This is a genomic window from Pseudomonas sp. PvP025 (genome assembly GCF_017832155.1).
In the GTDB taxonomy this organism is placed as follows: domain Bacteria; phylum Pseudomonadota; class Gammaproteobacteria; order Pseudomonadales; family Pseudomonadaceae; genus Aquipseudomonas.
The window spans coordinates 4,537,216-4,558,772 of sequence record NZ_JAFIBJ010000001.1; the positions used below are offsets into that span (position 1 = coordinate 4,537,216).

General features: G+C 63.1%; 18 protein-coding genes and 1 riboswitch. Of the genes, 12 read left to right on the plus strand and 6 right to left on the minus strand.

All coding sequences use genetic code 11. The features are described 5' to 3' along the window. Positions 1–130: 130 nt before the first annotated feature. The 3 genes from msbA (at position 131) to JOE32_RS19690 (ending at position 4,424) form a co-directional block, all read left to right on the plus strand. The gene (gene msbA, locus JOE32_RS19680) at positions 131–1,936 is read left to right on the plus strand and encodes a lipid A export permease/ATP-binding protein MsbA (RefSeq protein WP_209987811.1); all 1,806 of its coding nucleotides are present in this window, start codon (positions 131–133) and stop codon (positions 1,934–1,936) included. 141 nt (positions 1,937–2,077) lie between these two features. Next, positions 2,078–3,502: a bifunctional D-glycero-beta-D-manno-heptose-7-phosphate kinase/D-glycero-beta-D-manno-heptose 1-phosphate adenylyltransferase HldE gene (gene hldE / locus JOE32_RS19685; protein ID WP_060548475.1), complete on the plus strand. Its 1,425-nt coding sequence runs from the start codon at positions 2,078–2,080 to the stop codon at positions 3,500–3,502. After that, positions 3,495–4,424, plus strand: coding sequence for an NAD-dependent epimerase/dehydratase family protein (locus JOE32_RS19690; RefSeq protein ID WP_209987814.1), 930 nt, complete (start codon positions 3,495–3,497; stop codon positions 4,422–4,424). Before hldE ends, JOE32_RS19690 begins: the two co-directional genes overlap by 8 nt. Before the next feature lie 221 nt (positions 4,425–4,645). Here the strand turns inward: JOE32_RS19690 and JOE32_RS19695 are convergent, their stop codons facing one another. Genes JOE32_RS19695 through JOE32_RS19710 form a run of 4 tightly spaced genes read right to left on the minus strand, consistent with a single transcriptional unit; the run spans position 4,646 to position 8,013 of the window. Further along, positions 4,646–5,596, minus strand: a complete 951-nt coding sequence (locus JOE32_RS19695) for a metal ABC transporter ATPase (RefSeq protein ID WP_209987817.1) — start codon at positions 5,594–5,596, stop codon at positions 4,646–4,648. Positions 5,597–5,637: 41 nt separating this feature from the next. Next, positions 5,638–6,450 (minus strand): aldo/keto reductase, encoded by an 813-nt coding sequence (locus tag JOE32_RS19700; protein ID WP_209987821.1) that lies wholly within the window; start codon positions 6,448–6,450, stop codon positions 5,638–5,640. Continuing rightward, positions 6,447–7,622: an FAD-dependent oxidoreductase gene (locus tag JOE32_RS19705; RefSeq protein ID WP_209987824.1), complete on the minus strand. Its 1,176-nt coding sequence runs from the start codon at positions 7,620–7,622 to the stop codon at positions 6,447–6,449. Before JOE32_RS19705 ends, JOE32_RS19700 begins: the two co-directional genes overlap by 4 nt. A 55-nt stretch (positions 7,623–7,677) precedes the next feature. Continuing rightward, a complete protein-coding gene (locus JOE32_RS19710) occupies positions 7,678–8,013 on the minus strand; it encodes a multidrug efflux SMR transporter (protein WP_003188013.1) in 336 nt (111 codons plus the stop codon). A gap of 80 nt (positions 8,014–8,093) precedes the next feature. On the opposite strand from JOE32_RS19710, the gene waaA reads away from it, so the two are divergent. Further along, complete coding sequence (gene waaA / locus JOE32_RS19715) at positions 8,094–9,368, plus strand: lipid IV(A) 3-deoxy-D-manno-octulosonic acid transferase (protein ID WP_209987828.1); 1,275 nt, start codon at positions 8,094–8,096, stop codon at positions 9,366–9,368. 361 nt (positions 9,369–9,729) lie between these two features. Here waaA and JOE32_RS19720 read toward each other — a convergent pair whose 3' ends face one another. Further along, complete coding sequence (locus JOE32_RS19720) at positions 9,730–11,169, minus strand: TolC family outer membrane protein (RefSeq protein ID WP_209987831.1); 1,440 nt, start codon at positions 11,167–11,169, stop codon at positions 9,730–9,732. A 195-nt stretch (positions 11,170–11,364) separates the two neighbouring features. Further along, positions 11,365–11,470, plus strand: a riboswitch (TPP riboswitch). A gap of 148 nt (positions 11,471–11,618) precedes the next feature. Between JOE32_RS19720 and thiC the strand changes: the two genes are divergently transcribed. Beyond that, positions 11,619–13,523, plus strand: a complete 1,905-nt coding sequence (thiC, locus tag JOE32_RS19725; RefSeq protein ID WP_209987833.1) for a phosphomethylpyrimidine synthase ThiC — start codon at positions 11,619–11,621, stop codon at positions 13,521–13,523. A 138-nt stretch (positions 13,524–13,661) separates the two neighbouring features. After that, positions 13,662–14,951, plus strand: coding sequence for a putative hydroxymethylpyrimidine transporter CytX (gene cytX / locus JOE32_RS19730; protein ID WP_209987836.1), 1,290 nt, complete (start codon positions 13,662–13,664; stop codon positions 14,949–14,951). On the opposite strand, the gene JOE32_RS19735 is transcribed toward cytX, so the two are convergent. Continuing rightward, on the minus strand, positions 14,920–15,666 hold the full coding sequence (locus JOE32_RS19735; protein WP_209987839.1) for an RsiV family protein: 747 nt from the start codon (positions 15,664–15,666) through the stop codon (positions 14,920–14,922). The two genes, cytX and JOE32_RS19735, sit on opposite strands and share 32 nt — an antisense overlap. A gap of 193 nt (positions 15,667–15,859) precedes the next feature. Here JOE32_RS19735 and JOE32_RS19740 point away from each other — a divergent pair, with 193 nt between their 5' ends. The 6 genes from JOE32_RS19740 (at position 15,860) to JOE32_RS19765 (ending at position 21,523) form a co-directional block, all read left to right on the plus strand. After that, on the plus strand, positions 15,860–16,477 hold the full coding sequence (locus tag JOE32_RS19740; RefSeq protein ID WP_003236285.1) for an NUDIX domain-containing protein: 618 nt from the start codon (positions 15,860–15,862) through the stop codon (positions 16,475–16,477). Further along, positions 16,468–16,917 (plus strand): DUF1249 domain-containing protein, encoded by a 450-nt coding sequence (locus JOE32_RS19745; protein ID WP_003171323.1) that lies wholly within the window; start codon positions 16,468–16,470, stop codon positions 16,915–16,917. Before JOE32_RS19740 ends, JOE32_RS19745 begins: the two co-directional genes overlap by 10 nt. Before the next feature lie 59 nt (positions 16,918–16,976). After that, positions 16,977–17,789, plus strand: coding sequence for a 3',5'-cyclic-AMP phosphodiesterase (gene cpdA, locus JOE32_RS19750; protein ID WP_209987844.1), 813 nt, complete (start codon positions 16,977–16,979; stop codon positions 17,787–17,789). A 181-nt stretch (positions 17,790–17,970) separates the two neighbouring features. Next, positions 17,971–18,579, plus strand: coding sequence for a YqiA/YcfP family alpha/beta fold hydrolase (locus JOE32_RS19755; protein ID WP_209987847.1), 609 nt, complete (start codon positions 17,971–17,973; stop codon positions 18,577–18,579). Positions 18,580–18,623: 44 nt separating this feature from the next. Then, positions 18,624–20,528: a DNA topoisomerase IV subunit B gene (gene parE, locus JOE32_RS19760; protein WP_057010231.1), complete on the plus strand. Its 1,905-nt coding sequence runs from the start codon at positions 18,624–18,626 to the stop codon at positions 20,526–20,528. Then, complete coding sequence (locus JOE32_RS19765) at positions 20,528–21,523, plus strand: esterase-like activity of phytase family protein (RefSeq protein ID WP_209987850.1); 996 nt, start codon at positions 20,528–20,530, stop codon at positions 21,521–21,523. Before parE ends, JOE32_RS19765 begins: the two co-directional genes overlap by 1 nt. Positions 21,524–21,557 lie beyond the last annotated feature (34 nt).

Genomic DNA, 21,557 nt, shown 5'->3' on the forward strand with positions numbered 1-21,557 from the left:
GCCGACCATCGTAAAGCAGGCGTTATTGGTTGTCGTCGGCAGCAAGCGCGGGCGCGCGGGTCATGCCGGGTGCAAGTACAACAGAGAAGCTGTGCTAAAGTCAGCCTCCTTTTTCAAAACGCCGCGTGTTATGACCGATTCCAGTCCGAGCGCAAGCCCTTCGAGCTTGAAAATATACTTCCGTCTACTCAGCTACGTCAGGCCCTACGCGGGGCTGTTTGCACTGAGTATCCTCGGATTTCTGATTTTCGCGTCGACCCAGCCGATGCTGGGGTACATCCTCAAGTACTTCGTCGACGGCCTGTCCAACCCCGAAGCGGTGCTGTTCCCCAGCGTGCCGTTCCTGCGCGACCTGCAGCTGCTGCAGGCCGTGCCGCTGCTGATCATCCTGATCGCGGCATGGCAGGGCCTGGGTTCGTTCCTGGGTAACTACCTGCTGGCCAAGGTGTCCCTGGGCCTGGTCCACGACCTGCGGGTGCAGCTGTTCAACAACCTGCTGACCCTGCCCAACCGTTATTTCGACAACCACAACTCGGGGCACCTGATTTCCCGCATCACCTTCAACGTGACCATGGTCACGGGGGCGGCCACCGATGCGATCAAGGTGGTGATCCGCGAAGGCATGACGGTGATCTTCCTGTTCGCCTCGCTGCTGTACATGAACTGGCGCCTGACGCTGGTGATGATCGCCATTCTTCCGCTGATCGCGGTGATGGTCAGCACGGCCAGCAAGAAATTTCGCAAGCAGAGCAAGAAAATCCAGGTGGCCATGGGCGACGTCACCCATGTGGCCTCGGAAACCATTCAGGGCTACCGCGTGGTGCGCAGCTTCGGCGGCGAGGTCTACGAGGAGAAGCGTTTCCTCAAGGCCAGCCAGAGCAATACCGACAAGCAGTTGCGCATGACCCGTACGGGCGCCATCTACACCCCGGCCCTGCAACTGGTGATCTACACCGCCATGGCCGTGCTGATGTTTCTGGTGCTGTACCTGCGTGGCGATGCATCGGCGGGTGACATGGTGGCCTACATCACCCTGGCCGGCCTGTTGCCCAAGCCGATTCGCCAACTGTCGGAAGTCAGCTCCACCATCCAGAAGGGTGTGGCGGGTGCCGAGAGCATTTTCGAGCAACTGGACGAAGACGTCGAAATCGACCACGGCACCATCGAGCGTGACAAGGTCAGCGGTCGTCTGGAAGTGCGCAACCTGAACTTCACCTACCCCGGCACTGAACGCCATGTGCTCAAGGACATCAGCTTTACCGCCGAGCCTGGGCAAATGATCGCCCTGGTGGGCCGTTCGGGCAGCGGCAAGTCGACCCTGGCCAGCCTGATCCCGCGTTTCTATCACCACGAAAGCGGCGAGATCCTGCTCGACGGCGTGGAGATCGAAGACTACAAGCTGCTCAACCTGCGCAAGCACATCGCGCAGGTCACCCAGCATGTGACCCTGTTCAGCGACACCGTGACCAACAACATTGCCTATGGCGACCTGGCCGGCGCGCCGAGGGCCGATGTCGAAGCGGCGGCGACCGATGCCAATGCCAAGGACTTCATCGACCAGTTGCCCAAGGGCTTCGACACCCAGGTCGGTGAAAACGGCGTGCTGCTGTCCGGCGGCCAACGCCAGCGCCTGGCGATTGCCCGGGCGCTGCTGAAGAATTCGCCGCTGCTGATTCTCGACGAGGCCACCTCGGCCCTCGACACCGAGTCCGAGCGCCACATTCAGGCGGCGCTGGACAAGGTCATGCAAGGCCGCACCACCCTGGTGATCGCGCACCGCCTGTCCACCATCGAGAAGGCCGACCTGATCCTGGTGATGGACGATGGCCGTATTGTCGAGCGTGGTACCCACGGCGAGCTGCTGGCGCAGAACGGTTACTACGCCCGCCTGCATGCCATGGGCCTGGATGCCCCGGTGTCGGCCGACATCACCTGATTCGATGGGGGCACACAGGGCGTCTGTGTGAGACTTGTTGTGGGAGGGGGCCTGCTCCCACATTTGCTTGCGGTGCTCCACAAGCCTTCTATAACCCTGTGCTAATATCGCGCCCCTGTTCATTTTGTAGTGGGTTGCTCCATGAAGTTGTCCATGCCGCGATTCGATCAAGCCCCAGTCTTGGTAGTCGGCGATGTCATGCTCGACCGTTACTGGCATGGCGGAACCTCACGGATTTCCCCTGAGGCGCCAGTGCCGGTCGTCAAGGTCGAGCAAATCGAAGACCGTCCGGGCGGCGCTGCCAACGTTGCCCTCAATATTGCCGCCCTCGGCGCCCCGGCCTCCCTGGTAGGCGTGACCGGCGACGATGAAGCCGCCGACAGCCTGGCCAACAGCCTGCGCGGTGCCGGAGTGCGTGCGCTGTTCCAGCGGATTGCCCATCAGCCGACCACCGTCAAGCTGCGCGTGATGAGCCGTCACCAGCAATTGCTGCGTATCGATTTCGAAGAACCCTTCGCCACCGACGCCCTGGCCCTGAGCGGTCAGGTCGAGGCGCTGCTCGAAGGCATCAAGGTGCTGGTGCTTTCCGACTACGGCAAAGGCGCGTTGCAGAACCATCAGATGCTGATCCAGGCCGCCAAGGCCAGGGGTATCCCGGTGTTGGCCGATCCCAAGGGCAAGGACTTCTCGATCTATCGAGGCGCCAGCCTGATCACGCCGAACCTCAGCGAGTTCGAAGCCATCGTTGGCGGATGCGTCGACGAACACGACCTGGTGACCAAAGGCGCAGCGCTGATGGCCGACCTCGACCTGGGTGCCTTGCTGGTGACCCGTGGCGAGCACGGCATGACCCTGCTGCGCCCCCACCATCCGGCCATGCACTTGCCGGCGCGGGCCCGTGAGGTCTTCGACGTCACCGGCGCGGGCGACACCGTGATTTCCACCCTGGCGGCCTCCATTGCCGCCGGCGAAGAACTGCCCCACGCGGTGGCCCTGGCCAATCTGGCGGCCGGCATCGTCGTCGGCAAACTGGGTACCGCGGCGATCAGCGCACCTGAGCTGCGCCGTGCGATCCAGCGCTCCGAAGGCTCCGAGCGTGGCGTGCTGACCATCGAACAATTGCTGCTGGCCATCGACGATGCGCGCGCGCACAACGAAAGCATTGTGTTCACCAACGGCTGTTTCGACATTTTGCATGCCGGTCACGTGACCTACCTCGAGCAGGCGCGCGCCCAGGGCGATCGTCTGATCGTCGCGGTGAACGACGATGCCTCGGTCAGCCGTCTCAAAGGGCCGGGCCGACCGATCAATAGCGTCGACCGACGCATGGCCGTACTGGCCGGGCTGGGCGCGGTGGACTGGGTGATCAGCTTCTCCGAAGGCACACCGGAAAACCTGCTGGCGCAGGTCAAGCCGGACGTGCTGGTCAAGGGCGGCGACTATTCGGTCGATCAGGTCGTGGGCGCCGATATCGTCAGTGCCTATGGTGGCAAGGTCAAAGTGCTGGGCCTGGTCGAGAACAGCTCGACCACCGCCATTGTCGAGAAGATCCGCAGCCATGAGTGACGCGTGCGTACTGATTACCGGGGGCGCGGGTTTTATTGGCTCCCACCTGGTCGATGCGTTGCTCGCCAAGGGTTACTCGGTGCGGGTGCTGGATGACCTGTCCACCGGTAAGCGCAGTAATCTGCCGCTGGACAACCCACGGGTGCAACTGCTGGAAGGCGATGTGGCCGATGCCAAACAGGTGGCCCAGGCCGCCGTTGGCGTGAGCGCCGTGGTGCACCTGGCCGCGGTGGCCTCGGTGCAGGCTTCGGTGGACGACCCGGTGGGCACGCACCAGAGCAATTTCGTCGGCACGCTGAATGTCTGCGAAGCCATGCGCAAGGCCGGGGTGAAGCGCGTGGTGTTTGCCTCCAGCGCGGCGGTGTACGGCAACAATGGCGAGGGTGCTTCGATTGACGAAGAGACCACCAAGGCGCCGCTGACGCCCTATGCCTCGGACAAACTGGCCGGTGAACATTACTTTGACTTCTACCGCCGCCAGCATGGCCTGGAGCCGGTGATCTTCCGCTTCTTCAATGTCTTCGGGCCGCGCCAGGATCCGTCATCGCCGTACTCCGGGGTGATCAGCATCTTCAGCGAACGCGTACAAACGGGCACACCGATTGCCGTGTTTGGCGATGGCGAGCAAACCCGCGACTTCATGTACGTGGAAGACTTGGTGGATGTGCTGGTGCAGGCCATCGAAGCGCCGCAAGCGCCGTTGGGTGCGATCAATGTGGGGTGGAACCGCACCACCACGCTCAAGCAGGTATTGCAGGCGCTTGAGCAAGTGGTGGGCACGTTGCCGACGATCACCTACGGCCCGGCGCGCTCCGGGGACATTCGCCATTCGCGAGCCAATAACCAACGGTTGCTGGCCAGCTTCAAGCTGCCCGAACCGACCCCGCTCAAGGTGGGCCTGGAGCGCTTGCTCAACGTCTGACCGCAATCCCTGTGGCCAGCGGGCTTGTTGTGGCGAGCGGGCGTGCCCCGCGTTGGGGTGCGAAGCGCCCCCAATCCAGCAAAACGCGGAGTACCTGATACGGCTCAGCGCCTGGTTTTGGGGCTGCTGCGCAGCCCAACGCAGGACAAGCCTGCTCGCCACAGAGGCTTCAGTTTGCTGGGCGAGAGTGCCAAGTCGAAGAACTGGCGGGGGCTCCCACCTTATTTTTTCTTCGGCACCATCTTGCGCAGTACGCGCTTGGCCAGGCGTTTGAGTTTGGATTCCTTTTCCGGCTCTGCCAGGCCTTGCTGGCGCAGCCAGTCCTTCCAGCGAATCCGCTCGTCGCGTACCAGCCAGCCGTCCTGCTGGGCGAAGCTTTCCGCCAGGTACAGGCCCCGCGTGCTGGCCGGGTACAACTGGTCTTTCTTCAACGTATAGAGCTCGGCCAATGGCTGGCCGTCCTTGAGCGGCATCAGGTACAGATCCGGGCGCTGGCGGTCCAGGCGCGCGACCAGTTGATCGCCTTCCAGCCGCTCATCCACATGGAACAGGCTCAGGGACTTGGCCTCCCTGGGCACTTCCAGGCGCAGGTCGTAGATCAATTGCAGCGAGGCCGTGGGCAAGTGCACATAGGCCCGGGGGCGCTCGATCAACTGCATGGTCGCGCAGCGCACCGGACGGGCCGCGCCGGACAGCGGGCTCAAGCGAAACGGCAGCGCTTCGCGGTAGTGCAGGGCGGCGGAGTAGGGCGCCGGCAGCCAGGTGTCGTTGAAGCGTCCGCCAAGCCAGCCTTCCGGTGTTTCCAGCAGGCATTCCTCGGCGATTTCCTGGATGGCGGTGTGCAGCGGCAGGTTCAGTTCGTGGGCGGGCACGTAGCCGGAGATCAGCTTGAGCACTACATCGCCACGGTCCTGGCGGCGCTGGCGCACGAGCACCCAGTAGTCCTTGTTTTGCCAGTGCAACGTCAGGCGTACCGACACGCCCAGATTGGCCAGCTCCAGGGCGAAACGCTCGGGGTCCGCCACCTCCACCGGCTTGCGCCGTTGCAGGGTCTGCGCAAAGTTGAGCGGCATGCCGACGCTCTGGTAGCTCAGGCCTTCGGGGCTGGCTTCGACGTGCAGGGGCAGGGTCTTGAAGTTACTCGGGTTTTTTCTTATGAGCGTTCGCGGCATGTCGGCTCCTTCTTGCGACGGGGTCGGCCGCGTCGGCGGCATCAGAGTTGACGAATGACCTGGGCAGCGGTCGCCACGTTATGGGCCAGGTGCAGCGGATTAATGGTCCCGACAATAGCACTGGCGACGCCCGTTTGCGCAAACAACAACATGAAACTGGCACGAATTGGATCCATTCCAGGGTCAAGGCACACATGGCCGCTGGCCAGGGCTTTTTTCACCAGAATGCCCTTGCCGTGGGCCGCCGCATAATCAATGACGGCTTTCTCCGATTGTTCGTTCAGATTGTAAGTGACCATCGCGCAGTCCCCCTGTTCAAGGGCCCTGATGCCACCTTCGACGGTTTTGCCGGAGAAGCCGAAACCGCGAATCTTGCCCTCTTTTTTCAGCGCGGCCAGGGCCTCATACACTTCGCAGTCGTTGAGAATGTGCAAGTCATTGCCGTCGGAATGCACCAACACCAGGTCGATAAAATCCGTTTCAAGGCGTTTCAAACTGCGCTCGATGGACAGCCGTGTGTGGGCGGCGCTGAAGTCGTGGCGGGAAACGCCGTTCTCGAACTCTTCGCCAACCTTGCTCACGATCACCCAGTCCTTGCGCTGATCACGTAGCAGCGGCCCCAGGCGCTCCTCGCTCAAGCCATAGGCCGGCGCGGTGTCGATCAGGTTAATGCCCAACTGGCGCGCCTGGCGCAACAACATCCGCGCCTCCTCGTCATTGGGGATCTGGAAGCCGTTGGGGTACTTCACGCCCTGGTCGCGGCCGAGTTTGACGGTGCCCAGGCCCAGCGGCGAGACCAGCAGGCCGGTGCTGCCGAGGGGGCGGTGCAGGTCGTGCAGGGTTGGCAGGCTCATGGCAACAGGTGCTCCCAGGCAGGTACGCCGATGGCAGGTTTTGGCAGGGCGGGCAGCGGCTCGCCGCCGGCAGGGCGGATGCCGTCACGTTCGAGGCTGTTGATTACGCGATCGGCAAAGTCCGGCGCCAGCGCCAGTTTGGTCGGCCAGCCCACCAGCAGCCGACCCTCTTCGGCGAGGAAGGCATTGTCGGGGCGCGCCAGGCCGGACTGCAGCGGTTCGGCGCGGTCGACGCGCAGGGTGGCCCACTGGGTCTGGCTCATGTCGATCCACGGCAGCAGTTGCGCCAGCTCTTTTTGCGCGGTGGCGATCTGTTCCTGTGGGGTGCGCGTCACGCCGTCGGCCTCGGCGATGTCGCCGCCCATGTACCACACCCAATTGCCATCGGCGGCCGGGTGGGTGGTGATGGTGATGCGCGGCTTGGTGCCGCCGCCCAGGCAGTGGGCGTACAGCGGCTTGAGGCCGGGGCCCTTGGCGATGATCATGTGCAGCGGGCGTTTTTGCATGGCCGGTGTGCTCAGGCCCAGGGCCTTCAGCAGCTCGGCGGTACCGCCGCCGGCGCTCAACACGATGCGCTGGGCGCGGATCTCACGGCCATCCACCGTCAGACCCACCAGCGTATTGCCCTCGCGCAGCGGCTCGATCCGTTGCCCGGCGAGCAGCCCGTCACCGGCCAGTTGCGCCAGGCGTTCGATCAGGCTGGGCACGTCGACGACCAGCTCCGCCAGGCGATAGACCTTGCCCTTGAAGCGGCGGTCCTGCAGGGCTGGCGGCAGCTCGTCGCCCTTGACCTGATCGACCCGACCGCGCACGGCCTTGCTCGCGAAAAAACTGGTGAGGTTGCCGGCCAGGGTGCCGGGAGACCAAAGGTAGTGGGCCTCGGAGAGCAGGCGCACGCCGGACAAATCGAGCTCGCCGCTGCCGGCCAGGGCTTCGCGCCAGCGGCGTGGCATGTCGGCAATCGCCTCGGAGGCGCCGGTCAGCGCGCCGTGCAGCGCATATTTCGCACCACCGTGAATGATCCCCTGGGATTTCACACTCTGCCCGCCGCCCAGGGTGGCGCTTTCCACCACCACCGTGGAAAAACCCTGGCGGCGCAGGCGCGCATTCAGCCAGAGGCCGGCAACCCCGGCGCCGACAATCAGGACGTCGGTGGAAATATCGGATGGCATGGGCGACCTCAGTGTTCAAGACAAGGGGCGCAGTATACAGGCTGTAGCGTGGCGGTCAGTGCCCGGCGGTTTTCGAGAACAGCTGGATCACTACCACGCCCAGCACAATCAAGCCCATCCCCAGCATCGCCGGTACATCGAGTTTCTGCCCGTAGATGAACAACGCCGCGATACTCACCATCACAATGCCCATCCCGGCCCACACGGCATACGCCACGCCCACCGGCACCGTGCGTACCACCAGGGTCAGCATCCAGAACGCCACGCCATACCCCACGATCACCAGCAGCAGGGGGATCGGCGTACTCCAGCCCTTGATGGCTTTCATGGACACGGTGGCGATCACTTCCGAGCAGATGGCGATGGCCAGGTAGTAGTAGGCGGCATTCATGGGGAGTCCTCGGCTTGCGGCGGTATCAGGATGGGCATTCTATAGGCTCACTATTGAAAAAGCCGATAAACTCCGCCGCCATGAATAGAACTCTCTACAGCTGTCTGTTTTACCTGGCGCTGCCGTTGGTGGCTTTACGTCTGTGGCTGCGTGCACGCAAGGCTCCGGCCTATGCAAAGCGCGTGGGCGAGCGGTTTTCCCTTGGCTTGCCGGCGATGCAGCCCGGCGGGATCTGGGTGCATGCGGTGTCGGTGGGTGAAAGCATTGCCGCCGCGCCGATGGTGCGTGGGCTGCTGGAGCGTTATCCGCAGTTGCCGATCACGGTCACCTGCATGACACCGACCGGTTCCGAGCGTATCCAGGCGCTGTTCGCCAACGAGCCGCGCATCCAGCACTGCTACCTGCCCTATGACGTGCCGTGCGCGGCAAAGCGCTTTCTTGATCGCGTGCAGCCCAGGCTTGCGGTCATTATGGAAACCGAATTGTGGCCCAACCATATCCACGCCTGCGCTCGGCGCGGCATTCCGGTGGCGTTGGCCAATGCGCGATTGTCGGCGCGCTCGGCCAAGGGCTACGCGCGGTTTGCCAAGCTCACCGCGCCGATGCTGTCAGAGATGAGCCTGTTGGCCGTGCAGACGCAAACCGAAGCCGAGCGCTTCCGAAGCCTCGGCGCGCGAGCGGACACGGTGGAGGTGACCGGCTCGATCAAGTTCGACCTGACCATCGACCCGCAATTACCGGTACGCGCCGCGGCCCTGCGTGAGCAATGGGGCGCCACCCAGCGCCCGGTATGGATCGCCGCCAGCACCCACGAAGGCGAGGATGCGGTGGTGCTCGCGGCTCATCGTCAACTGCTCGACAGCTATCCCAATGCGCTGTTGATTCTGGTGCCGCGCCATCAGGAACGCTTCGGTCCGATGTTCGAGCTGTGCGAGCAACAGGGCTTTGCCACGGTGCGCCGTTCCAGCGGCGAACCCGTCACGGCGCAAACCGCCGTGTTGCTTGGCGATACCATGGGCGAGTTGCTGTTTCTGTATGCATTGGCCGACAGCGCCTTTGTCGGCGGCAGCCTGGTAGCGACCGGTGGGCATAACCCGCTCGAGCCGGCGGCGTTGGGGTTGCCGGTGATCATGGGGCCGCACCTGTTCAACTTTCTGGAGATCACCGCAATGATGCGCGAGGCCGGGGCGTTGCGTGAGGTGGATGATGCTGACGGATTGGCTGAGGCGGTACGCCAGCTGTTCGAACTGCCGCAGGATGCCCGCCGCATGGCGCAGGCGGGGCTTGAAGTGATGCAGGCCAATCAGGGCGCGTTGCAGCGGTTGCTGGACGGCCTTGGCCGACTGATCAACTGACACAGCACCGATAAAACTGTGGCAGGGGGCTCGCTCGCGAATGCGATTTTTCGGTGTACATATCCGTTTCTGCGGTAACGGCGACTTAGGGTTCCGCCCTTACGGCGGCTCACTTTTGGAAAGACCCAAAAGTAAGCAAAAGGTCTTTGCCCTGCGTTCGGCCAGCGTGTTTGACGGGGCGCCTCAGATCAAAAGCAAAAGCGCGGCGGCCTTATAGCCGATCGGTGTAGGGAGTGCGAACGCGGTTAAATGTGGGAGCTGGCTTTGGGGCTGCTGCGCAGCCCAACGCAGGACAAGCCTGCTCGCCACAGGGAATCTGCGCTTAGCTGAACGGCATTGGGGCAAGCCCCCTCTCACATGTTCAGTTACCGGGCCGGGCCTTGAGCTGTTCGGCGGCGGCTTTGGCCAGGTCCGGTGGCAGGAAATCGCGGTCCGGGTTGTAGTCGGCCTTGAGGTAGCGCGTCAGCTCCTGCAGGTCACCCGGGTTCAAGGTGCCCGCGGCCTGCTTCAGGCGCAGGTTGTCGAGAATGTAGTCATAGCGGCTGTTGTTGTAGTTGCGCACCGACGCGTAGAGCTGGCGCTGCGAGTCCAGCACGTCGACGATGTTGCGCGTCCCCACCTGGTAACCGATTTCGGTGGCCTCCACCGCGCTCTGGTTGGAGATGATCGACTGTCGGCGCGCCTGCACCTGTTCCACATCGGTGTTCACCGCGCGGTGCAGGTTGCGTGTGTTTTCCACCACCTGGCGGCGCAGGCCCTCGCGCTGTTGCTCGGACTGGTCCAGGCGCGAATAGGATTCGCGCACCTGCGAGCTGGTAAGGCCGCCGCTGTAGAGCGGAATGTTCAGGCGCAGGCCGACGGTGCGTTGGGACACATCGCCGCCGTAAGGAATCGGCAATTGGTTCGGATTGCCGAAACCCAACGCGTCGTTGTCACCCTTTTCGTACTGCGCCACCGCGTCGAGCGTGGGCAAGTGGCCGGCCTTACGCTGGCGCAGGGTTTCTTCGGCGGCAGTGACGGCGTAGTTGCTGGCCAGCAGGTTGAGGTTCTGACGGCCGGCAGTTTCGACCCAGGCCTTGGCGTCGTTCGGCATCGGCGGCAGCACCGGCAGGCTGTGGACGATGCCCTGGATTGCGTTGTACTGGCGGTTGGTCAGGGTGATCAGCGCTTCGAAGGCGTCGTCGACCTGGCGCTGGGCGAGGATGCGGTTGGCGCGGGCCGTGTCGTAGCTGGCCTGGGATTGCAGCACGTCGGTCTTGTCCGACAGGCCCACGTCGAAGCGTTCGTTGGACTGGTCCAGCTGACGCCTGAAGGCGTTTTCTTCGGCCTTGGTCGAGGCCAGGTTGTCCTGGGCGCGCAGCACCGCAAAGTAGCTTTCGGCACTTTGCAGGATCAGGTTCTGCTCGGTCGCCGAGAGTTGCAGCGAGGCCTGCTCGTTGACCGCATGGGCGGCCTGCAGCTGGAACCAGCGGTCGGCGCGAAACAGTGGCTGGCTCAGGGTCGCGCGCCAGGAGTGGGCGTCGCGGTTGACGGTGGCCGCCGGCTGGTCGAGCTGGGTGCGCACATTATTGCTGTCGGCACCGGCCGAGAGGTTGGGCAGCAAGCCGGCGCGGGCTTGGGGCACCACTTCCTTTTGCGCGCCATATTGGGCGCGGGCGGCGGCCAGGTCGGCGTTGTTGTTCACCGCCTCCTGGTAGACGCTGACCAGATCGGTGTTGACGGACAAGGGCGCTTCAGCTGCCCAGACCCATCCATTGGTCGCACAAGACACGGCAAGGGCCAGTGAGAGTTTGCGCAGCATGAGGCGATCCCTGAATAAATATTACGCTGATAATTAATCGCCCAAGGCTACGGTGGCGCTTGTAGAGCGTCAAGCCTTGAGGCCGCTCTGGAGTGTAGTGGCGCGACCTCGGCACAACAATCCTGCAATCACGCCATTCATCACGCTTGATCCACCGTTATTGGCAACTTGCCCACGCCATGGTCTAGACTGGCCGCGTTCTTGTCGGGGTGCCTTGTTGGAAGGCTGAGATCGGTAAATACCGGATCCCGTTGAACCTGATCAGGTTAACGCCTGCGTAGGGAACAAGATTTCTCGTCACCCGGCGAGTCCTCTTGTGCTTCGTCCGGGATGCTGTTCGACCATCGAACGCCCTCGTGCACAAAGCACAGCACTGCTATCAGTGCGTCCATCCGTCCCAGGTTCGCTCCGACAACAATCCACCGCCTGGATAAGTTGGAGAGCCTGTGATGAGCACTGAACTAAAAAGCCAAAAATCAAAAAATACTGTGCACCTGAGTGAATCGGCCAAGGTCGACTCCGGCTCCGTGCAGCCGTTTACCCGCTCGCAGAAGATCTACGTGCAGGGCTCGCGCCCCGATATCCGCGTGCCCATGCGCCAGATCAGCCTGGACGTGACGCCCACCGAATTCGGCGGCGAAATCAACGCGCCGGTGGTGGTCTACGACACGTCCGGCCCTTACACCGACCCCACTGTCATTATCGACGTGCGCAAAGGCCTGGCCGATGTGCGCTCGCCGTGGATCGAAGAACGCGGCGACACCGAGCGCCTGAGCTGCCTGAGCTCCCGCTACGGCCAGGAACGCCTGGATAACCCGGACCTCGCCTACCTGCGCTTTGCCCACCTGCAGAACCCGCGCCGCGCCAAGGCCGGCGCCAACGTCAGCCAGATGCACTACGCGCGCAAGGGCATCATCACGCCGGAGATGGAATACGTCGCCATCCGCGAAAACATGAAGCTCGAAGAAGCCCGCGCCGCCGGCCTGCTCAAGCAGCAGCACGCCGGGCACAGCTTTGGCGCGAGCATTCCGAAGATCATTACCCCTGAGTTCGTGCGCGAGGAAATCGCCCGCGGCCGCGCGATCATCCCGGCCAACATCAACCACACCGAGCTGGAGCCGATGATTATCGGTCGTAACTTCCTGGTGAAGATCAACGGCAATATCGGCAACAGCGCCCTCGGCTCGTCCATCGAGGAAGAAGTGGCGAAGATGACCTGGGGCATTCGCTGGGGCTCGGACAACATCATGGATTTGTCCACCGGCAAGCACATTCACGAAACCCGCGAGTGGATCATCCGCAACTCGCCGGTGCCGATTGGCACTGTGCCGATCTACCAGGCCCTGGAAAAAGTCGACGGCATGGCCGAGGAGCTCACCTGGGAGCTGTTCCGCGACACCCTGATCGAACAGGCCGAGCAAGGCGTCGACTACTTCACCATCCACGCCGGTGTGCTGCTGCGCTACGTGCCGCTGACCGCCAACCGGGTTACCGGCATCGTCAGCCGGGGCGGGGCGATCATGGCCAAGTGGTGCCTGGCGCACCACAAGGAAAACTTCGCCTACACGCACTTCGAAGAAATCTGCGAAATCATGAAGGCCTACGACGTCAGTTTCTCCCTGGGTGACGGCCTGCGCCCGGGCTCGGTGGCCGATGCCAACGACGCCGCGCAATTCGGCGAGCTGGAAACTCTCGGCGAGCTGACCAAGATCGCCTGGAAGCACGACGTGCAAACCATGATCGAAGGCCCCGGTCACGTGCCGATGCAGTTGATCAAGGAGAACATGGACAAACAGCTCGAGTGCTGCGACGAGGCGCCGTTCTACACCCTCGGCCCGCTGACCACCGACATTGCCCCGGGCTACGACCACATCACCTCCGGCATCGGCGCGGCGATGATCGGCTGGTTCGGCTGCGCCATGCTCTGCTACGTCACGCCCAAGGAACACCTGGGCTTGCCGAACAAGGATGACGTGAAAACCGGGATCATTACCTACAAGATCGCGGCGCATGCGGCGGATTTGGCCAAGGGCCATCCGGGCGCGCAGATTCGCGACAATGCCTTGAGCAAGGCGCGCTTCGAGTTCCGCTGGGAAGACCAGTTCAACCTCGGCCTGGACCCGGACACCGCGCGGGCCTTCCATGACGAGACCTTGCCCAAGGAGTCGGCCAAGGTCGCGCACTTCTGCTCGATGTGCGGGCCGAAGTTCTGCTCGATGAAGGTGACCCACGAAGTGCGCGAGTACGCGGCCAACCAGCGCATTGAAGCGGTGGATGTGGACGTGGCCAGAGGCTTGGCGGAGCAGGCGGAGCGGTTCAAGCAGGAAGGCAGTCAGCTGTATAAAAAGGTCTGATTCGGGATTTTAGTGGTCTGTACCGGCCTCATCGGGAGCAAGCCCCTCCCACAGTTGAAATGCATGCCAACTGTGGGAGGGGGCTTGCTCCCGATAACCCTCTTGAACACAACAAGTGCCTCTCAGAGACAATCTCCCTTGAACATTCAACCCAGCACCTATTCCCCCGACATCGCCGTGCCCGCCGACAAACGCGTCTTCGGCGCACGCGACCTGTTCTCCCTGTGGTTCTCCCTCGGCATCGGCTTGATGGTCCTGCAGACCGGCGCGTTATTGGCGCCTGGCCTCGGTCTGTCGGGATCATTGCTGGCGATCTTCCTCGGCACCCTGGTCGGCGTGTTGCTGCTGGCTGCCGTCGGCGTGATCGGCAGCGACACCGGCCTGTCCGCCATGGCCGCGCTCAAACTCAGCCTCGGCAGCCGAGGCGCGAGCCTGCCGGCGCTGCTCAACCTGTTGCAGTTGATTGGCTGGGGCTCGTTCGAAATCATCGTGATGCGCGACGCCGCCAGCCTGCTGGGCACGCGGGCGTTCAGCGACGGCAGTGTGTTCGCCAGCCCGCTGCTGTGGACCCTGTTCTTCGGCGGCCTGGCGACGCTGCTGGCGGTGAGCGGCCCGCTGACGTTCGTACGGCAGGTGCTGCGCAAGTGGGGCATCTGGCTGTTGCTCGCCGCCTGCCTGTGGCTGACCTGGAACCTGTTCGCCAGGGCCGACCTTGCCGCGCTCTGGACTCGGCCCGGCGATGGTTCGCTGCCGTTTGCGGTGGGCTTTGATATCGCCATTGCCATGCCGTTGTCGTGGCTGCCGTTGATTGCCGATTACTCACGCTTCGGCAAACGCGCGAAAAGCGTGTTCGGTGGTACGGCGCTGGGGTTCTTTATCGGGAATGTCTGGCTGATGAGCCTGGGCGTGGCCTACACCCTGGCGTTTGCGCCGAGCGGTGAGGTCAATGCATTGCTGTTGGCGTTGGCCGGAGCGGGTCTTGGCGTTCCGCTGCTGCTGATCCTGTTGGACGAGTCGGAAAACGCGTTCGCCGATATCCACTCGGCGGCGGTGTCCAGCGCGATGCTGGTGCGTTTGAAGGTCGAGCACCTGGCGCTGGCTATTGGGGTGGTCTGCACCTTGATTGCCTGCGTTGCGCCGTTGACCCAGTACCAGAACTTCCTGCTGCTGATCGGTTCGGTGTTTGCGCCGCTGTTTGGCGTGGTGCTGGTGGATCACTTCATCCTGCGCCGTCGCGGCCAGGGAGCGGTCGTTGGGCTGCGTTGGCCGGCATTAGTGGCCTGGCTGGGGGGCATTGCCACTTACCACTTGCTGGCCAACCTGTATCCGGACATCGGCGCAACCCTGCCGGCGCTGGTGCTGGCAGGGATGTTGCAATTTGTCCTGGTTCGAGCCTTCAGCGGCGTGCGGGCACCAGCTCAGGCTTGAGGATGCCTTCCAGGCGCGAGTAGGGGATCTGCAACTCGACGTGGCCCAGGGCGTACGGCGCGATGGTGCTGGTGGGGTACTTGAGGATCACACCGCCATAGGTCAGCGCCACGTTCGGGGTTTTCTGGAAAGGGTATTTCTTCACGAACTCCGGCTCCAGGCTCAGGCGCGTGCTGATCAGCCAGCTGTTGTGCGCCACCTGGGCGGCTTTCCAGAAGGCCTCTTCCTTGCCGGGCAACAGCATATCGGTGAGCGAGAGGGCCTTTTGCTGCTGGCGCGAATAGTTGATGAAGGCACGGCCGGGTTCGCCGTGGGTGGCGCCCTGGTCCAGGTAGCTGGACAGTTCGATGATCACCAAGCCGTCATGCTGCTCGCGTACCTTGGCCTGCAAGTACATGCTGTTGCGTGGGGCGGCGGTCTTCAGGAATTGTTCGCGGTAGGTGTCCAGGCTGGTCGGCAGCGGGTCGCTGGCGTTGGTTTGAGTCATTTCCAGCAGGCGCTGTTCGATCAGCGCGTCCAGCTTGGGCTCTTTGGCAAAATGCACGGTGTCGATATTCACCAGCGGGCAATCGGCGCTGGTGCAACCCGGCTTGCTTTGCTCGCTGGTGTCGCGGGTGGCTTCCAGAGGTGTGTGCCACGCGGGCTGGAACAGGCTCTGGCAGGCGCCGAGGGTCAATGCGATACACGCCACGGAGGCGATTTTCAAGAGCGACATGTAAGGTCTTCTTCCGTCGATAAGAGCGAAATTCGTGGAGCTTCGACTACCGGCAAGGCAGTCAGTTCGCCACTAAGCTGATTAGAGTGAGTTTGACGCCAGCCGTCTATCCCGGCAACTGGAAAGGGGCTGCATCCGAGGGCAGGAGCGCGTTAGGATGGCGCCCATTGCGCAGGCTTATCGAGGATGGGACATGACGGACATTGCGAAATCGACGCCGAGCACAATCGAAATCGTTCAGCGCGACAATGCCTATAAAGGCTTCTACAAGCTCGACCGCGTGCAACTGCGCCACGAAAAATTCGATGGCGGCATGAGCCGAGTGATCAACCGCGAAGTGTTCGTGCGCCACGATGCTGTCTGCGTGCTGCCCTACGACCCGCAACGCGATGAAGTGGTGCTGATCGAGCAGTTTCGCGTCGGCGCCATGGGGCGTACCGATAACCCGTGGCTGGTGGAAATGGTTGCCGGGCTGATCGACAAGGACGAAGAACCGGAGGAGGTTGCACACCGCGAAGCCGAGGAGGAAGCTGGGCTGACGTTCTCCGCGCTGTGGCCGATCACCAAGTATTTCCCGTCGCCCGGTGGCAGTACCGAATTTGTGCACCTGTTCCTGGGTCGTTGCGACAGCGCGGGAGCCGGTGGCGTCCATGGACTGGAAGAAGAGGCAGAAGATATCCGCGTCACGGTGTGGGCATTCGAAGACGCCCTGCAAGCCGTGCGCGACGGCAGAATTTCCAACGCAGCCAGCATTATCGCCCTGCAGTGGCTCGCGCTGAACCGCGCGGAAGTGAGGGGGTTATGGCAGTAAAGGCACGGGAACGCTATCGCGTTGATCTGATCGGGTTGCAGGCGGCCTGCGAGGCCAACTATGCGCGGCTGATGCGCCTGCTTCCCGATATGCGCCACGCCCCCGAGGCGCGGCGCATCGGGGTGACCCATGGCGACCAGATGCTCGGCGTGCTGGCCCTGGAAGTCATCGTCAACTGCCCCTACACCACCACCTTGCGTGTGCGCCAGGAGCACAGCCTGCCGTGGCTGCCGGTGCCGCAGCTGGAGGTGCAGGTGTACCACGATGCGCGCATGGCCGAGGTGATCAGCGCCGAACATGCGCGGCGTTTTCGCAGCATCTATCCCTACCCGAATGTGTTCATGCACCAGCCCGATGAGAAAGCACAGCTCAATGTGTTCCTCGGCGAGTGGTTGAGCCATTGCCTGGCCCTGGGCCATGAGTTCGAAGTGGTGCGCTAGACCCCGCTTCAGCATAATCGCCACACCTATCCATGACTGTGATCGCCAGGGAGAGCGCCTTGCCCCGCGTACCCACTGTGAACCCTGACGCTGCCTTGCTGGTGCAGCTGTCCGACAGCCATCTGTTTGCCGAGAGCGATGGCGCGCTGCTGGGCTTGAATACCCGTGACAGCCTGCATCGGGTGATCGCGCTCGTGCGCGAGCAGCAGCCCTGTGTCGATCTGGTGTTGGCCACGGGAGATTTGTCCCAGGACGGCACGCTGGCGTCGTATCAGCAATTTCGCGCTATGACCGCGCCGCTTGGCGCACCGACGCGCTGGATTCCAGGAAACCACGACGAACCACAGTTCATGACCCAGGCCGCCGTGAACAGTGACCTGCTGGAACCGGTGGTCGATGTCGGCAACTGGCGCATCACCCTGCTCGATTCCGCCGTGCCCGGCTCGGTGCCGGGCTACCTGGAGAACCAGCAACTGCAACTGCTGGCCCAGGCCTTGAGCGAAGCGCCTGATCAACATCACCTGGTGTGTTTTCACCATCATCCGGTGCCCATTGGCTGCGCGTGGATGGAGCCCATTGGTTTGCGCAATCCGGAAGCGCTGTTTGCCGTGCTCGACCGCTTCCCCCAGGTGAGGGCGGTGCTGTGGGGGCATGTGCATCAGGAGATCGATCAAGTGCGTAACGGCGTGCGGCTCCTTGCATCGCCGTCCACCTGCATCCAGTTCACGCCGGGCAGCGAGGATTTTGCGGTCAGCGAACAGGCACCGGGTTATCGCTGGCTGTGCCTGCATGCCGACGGGCGGTTGGAGACCGGGGTGGAGCGTGTCACAGACTTTGCGTTTACTGTCGATTACGGCAGTAACGGTTATTAAAAGCTGCAAACACCAAACACATTGGGGGGAGGGGGCTTGCTCCCGATAGCGCTGTATCAGTCGGCACCTGTACGCCCTGATGCAACGCCATCGGGAGCAAGCCCCCTCCCACATTCGATCCTCGTTTGCCCATATTCCCTGTAAACTGCGCCTCTTTGGCTGAGTCACGGAGAGCCCCGGCATGTCCGCTTCGATCTTGTATATCCACGGTTTCAACAGCGCGCCGGTGTCCAACAAGGCCAGCCAGCTGAAAACCGTGATGGACAGCCTCGGCCTGACCGATCAGTTGCGGGTGCCGGCCCTGCATCACCACCCGCGCAAGGCGATTCCTCAATTGGAGGAGGCCATTGTCCAACTGGGGCGGCCACTGCTGGTCGGCAGCTCACTCGGCGGCTACTATGCAACCCATCTTGCCGAATGCCATGGCCTCAAGGCGCTGCTGGTCAACCCGGCGGTCAGCCCCCATCGGATGTTCGACGGTTACCTGGGCACCCAGAAGAACCTCTATACCGATGAAACCTGGGAGCTGACCCACGACCACGTCACGGCGCTGGCCGAACTGGAAGTGCCGGCGCCCCAGGAGGCTGCGCGTTATCAGGTGTGGTTGCAGACCGGGGATGAAACCCTGGATTATCGCCTCGCCCAGCAGTACTACCGGGCCTGCGCCCTGCGCATCCAGGCCGGCGGCGACCATGGTTACCAGGGCTTCGCCCGACAATTGCCGGCCTTGCTCAGCTTTGCCGGCATCGGTGCAGATCAGTATCAATCCTTCGATTTCAGCGCATTGTGAAATCCCAGGGTACTTTTTAATCGCAAGACTCTAGACGAGACCCCATGGCCACTCCCAGCGCTAGCTCTTATAACGCAGACGCCATCGAAGTCCTCTCGGGCCTCGACCCGGTGCGCAAACGCCCCGGCATGTACACCGACACCAGTCGGCCGAACCACCTCGCCCAGGAAGTCATCGACAACAGCGTCGACGAAGCCTTGGCCGGGCACGCCAAGTCGGTGCACGTGATTCTCCACGCCGACCACTCCCTGGAAGTGTCCGACGACGGTCGTGGCATGCCGGTGGACATTCACCCCGAAGAGGGCGTGTCGGGCGTCGAGCTGATCCTCACCAAGCTGCACGCCGGTGGCAAGTTCTCCAACAAGAACTACCAGTTCTCCGGTGGCCTGCACGGCGTGGGTATTTCGGTGGTCAACGCCCTGTCCACGCAGGTCAGGGTCAAGGTCAAGCGCGACGGCAACGAGTACGAAATGACCTTTGCCGATGGCTACAAAGCCACCGAGTTGCAAGTGGTCGGCACCGTCGGCAAGCGCAACACCGGCACCAGCGTGTACTTCGCGCCGGACCCGAAATACTTCGATTCGCCGAAATTCTCCATCAGCCGCCTCAAACACGTGCTCAAGGCCAAGGCCGTGCTGTGCCCGGGCCTGCTGGTCATTTTTGAAGACAAAGGCACCGGCGAGAAGGTCGAATGGCATTACGAAGACGGCCTGCGTTCCTACCTGGAAGATTCCGTCAGCGACTTCGAGCGCCTGCCCAACGAGCCGTTCTGCGGCAGCCTGGCGGGTAATAAGGAAGCGGTCGACTGGGCGCTGCTGTGGCTGCCCGAAGGCGGCGATAGCGTGCAGGAAAGCTACGTCAACCTTATCCCCACGGCCCAGGGCGGCACCCACGTCAACGGGTTGCGCCAGGGCCTGCTCGATGCCATGCGCGAATTCTGCGAGTACCGCAGCCTGCTGCCGCGCGGTGTAAAGCTGGCGCCGGAAGACGTGTGGGAGCGCATCGCGTTCGTGCTGTCGATGAAAATGCAGGAACCGCAGTTTTCCGGGCAGACCAAAGAGCGCCTGTCGTCCCGTGAAGCGGCGGCGTTTGTTTCCGGTGTGGTCAAGGACGCCTTCAGCCTGTGGCTCAACGCACACCCGGAGCTGGGCCTGGCCCTCGCGGAACTGGCGATCAACAACGCCGGCCGTCGCCTCAAGGCCAGCAAAAAAGTCGAGCGCAAGCGCATTACCCAGGGCCCGGCACTGCCCGGCAAGCTGGCCGACTGCGCCGGGCAGGACCCGATGCGCTCCGAGCTGTTCCTGGTGGAGGGTGACTCCGCCGGCGGTTCGGCCAAGCAGGCGCGGGACAAGGAATTCCAGGCGATCCTGCCGTTGCGCGGCAAGATCCTCAACACCTGGGAAGTCGATGGCAGCGAAGTGCTCGCCAGCCAGGAAGTGCACAACATCGCTGTGGCCATCGGCGTCGATCCGGGCGCGGCGGACATGAGCCAGCTGCGCTACGGCAAGATCTGCATCCTCGCCGACGCCGACTCCGATGGCCTGCACATCGCCACCCTGCTATGCGCGCTGTTCGTGCAGCACTTCCGCCCGCTGGTGGATGCCGGTCACGTGTACGTCGCCATGCCGCCGCTGTACCGCATCGACCTGGGCAAGGAGATTTTCTACGCACTGGACGAAGCCGAGCGCGACGGCATCCTCGACCGCCTGGTGGCCGAGAAGAAACGCGGCAAGCCACAGGTCACGCGATTCAAGGGCCTGGGCGAAATGAACCCGCCGCAACTGCGCGAAACCACCATGGACCCCAACACCCGGCGTCTTGTGCAGTTGACCCTGGAAGACTTCGCCGGCACGTCGGAAATGATGGACATGTTGCTGGCAAAAAAACGCGCTCCGGATCGCAAAGCCTGGCTGGAATCCAAGGGCAACCTGGCCGAGGTGCTGGGCTGATGCGCACAGGCATCGCCCTGGCGATCCTGATGGTGAGCGGGCTGGCGGCCAGCGAAGCACTGGCCGCCCCCGTGGCTGAGCTCAAACTGGTGTCCGAACACGCCGTGGACGGCATGCGCGGCGGTAACCTGTCGGGCCTGGCGCTGTGCGGCAAGGATTTGTGGACGGTGTCCGACCGCGACGACGAGCAGATCTATCGCCTGGATATCAGCGCGCCCGTGTGGCAGGCCGAAACGGTAAAGATCGAGGTGCCGCCGGTGCCCGAGTCCGGTTTGCCCTGGGGCTTGCGCTCGCGCACCACGGCGGCGTCGTTCATTCGCGGCGGCGACCTGGATTTTGAAGGCATCAGCTGTGATGCCGCAGGTAACCGCTACATCGTCAGCGAAGCCCATGCGGCGGTGCTGCAGGTACCGGTGGAAGGTGCGCCGCAATGGCTGCAGATCGCCCCGCGCATGGTGCGCGAAGCGCGGGCCAGCGGCATGTTGCTGCACTTCAATGCGCTGTTTGAAGGCCTGGCGGTGAACCCCGAGGGCAACCAGATCTGGCTCGCCGCCGAGCGTGAGCGGCGCGGGCTGATGTCCATCAAGCGCCCGCATAGCCTGTGGGACTGTGACGGCGCCTGCGTGTTGCTCAGCGAAGCCGGCCAGGAAGTGCAGCCGGCCCAGTTCACCAACGCGAAGGCGGTGTCCAGGGATTTTGCCGACCTGGCGCTGTTCAAGGGCAAGCTGTTCACCCTTGAGCGCAATGCGTTCCAGATCTGCCGGCGTGACGCGGTTACGGCCAAGGTCGAGCTGTGCTGGTCGTTTGCCGACGAAACCCTCAAGCCCGAGCGGCGCTACGCCCAGCCCTATGGCCTGGCCGAAGCCCTGGTAATTGACGAAGACGGTGCCTGGTTGGGCATCGACAACAACTTCGGCCCGCGCGCCGATGGTGAAAAACGCCCGGTGGTCTACCGTTTTGCCGCCCCGGCCGGTGGCTGGAGTGCCCAGCCATGAACCACCAAACACTTGAATTGACCCGGCGCAGTGG